This is a genomic window from Streptomyces sp. NPDC003691 (assembly GCF_053981115.1).
Genome location: NZ_JBSFNQ010000232.1, coordinates 1 through 1,337, shown reverse-complemented (window position 1 = coordinate 1,337; position 1,337 = coordinate 1). Strand labels below are relative to the sequence as shown.

The following is a 1,337-nucleotide window of genomic DNA, read 5'->3' as shown; positions in this document are numbered from 1 at the left end:
AGCTCCTCGACCTTGGCGATGACGTACTTGTTGAACCAGCTGATCTTCTCGTCGGCCTTGTCCGGGTCCGGGTGCCAGTAGGCGGGGAAGCAGAGCCCGGTGTTCTCGTGGGTCGCGGGGAAGCTCTTGCCGCTCGCGCAGGCACCGGTCGGGGCCTTGTAGGTGACGACGGTCTCGCCGCCGTACTCGTTCACGATCCGGCTGATCCGCAGCCGGTCGAAGACCGGGTTCGTGTCCTTCTTTTCCGGCGGACCGGCCGCCACGACCTCCTTCACCCGGTTCGGCATCGACTGGGTATTGGCGACAAAGGTGACCGGGTTGAGCTGCACACCCTCGGCGTCATTGACGCCGTAGCCGGTGCGGGTGACCGAGTTCAGCCAGAGCGCGGTGCCCTCGTCGGTCTTCTCGTGCGGCAGCGACTGCGCCAGCTTCCAGTTGTCGACCTTGTGCAGGGCGGTCGAGCCCTGGACCCGCTGGGCATACGTCGTCACGGCCGCGAGGCGCTTACGGGACCAGAAGCTGGGCACCGGGACGTAGCACTCCTTGCCGGTGGCACCGGAGCAGTACAGGTCCGCCGGAGTGTCGTACCAGATACGGTTCTTCGCCCAGTCGCCCGAGGTGAAGTTCGCGTCGGTGCACTTGAGGCTGTCTTCGGCGTAGCAGCGCTCCTCGACGGCGAACATGACACGGGCGATCGGGTCGCCGGTGTAGATCGCGTTGTCGCGCTGGCCGTAGTCGATACGGCTGAGATATCCGCCGCGGTCGTACGCGACGGGCTTCTTGAACTTGAAGTTCTGCGCGTAGTGGTTCTGCTCCTGCTTCCACCACAGCGACATCGCGTTGCCGTGGACGTCCACGACGTAGTCGAGGTTCCAGCGCCAGGCCTGCTGGCAGAACGAGTTCGCGTAGGTGGCGTTGTAGCAGGGCTCGCCGGGCTGGTTGCCCGAGACCGGGACGGTGAAGGCGGAGTTCGTGGTCTCCTTCCCCGCCGACCAGCCGGGGAGCTTGTTGCGGCCGAACCAGTACTGGGTGCCGTCACGGGTGGTGACCTTCCAGTACTCGCCGTCCGAGTCGCCGTTGGTGAAGTCGGGGTTCTTGGCCAGCTCGACCTTGGACCCGTCGCCGTTGGCAGTGACCCACTTGTCGGAGTGCGGGGTGGCCTTGTCCGAGTCGTCCAGGACCAGCTCGGTCGTCGACCCGCCCAGCGTCAGCACCGCGTTGTACGAGCCCCAGCAGAGGTCCGCGGTCTTCTTGGTGTTGTTTCCGCCGGTGCGGTCGTCGCGGCAGGACTTGTAGGTCCGGGTGATGGCACCCGGGTTGTAGTCCCACCCGTCACC

The 1,337-nt window shown here is 65.8% G+C and carries 1 pseudogene; it reads right to left on the bottom strand.

The window, feature by feature from the left end:
- Nucleotides 1–1,337, bottom strand: a pseudogene (locus ACWDR0_RS34915) (sugar-binding protein); the annotation flags it as partial.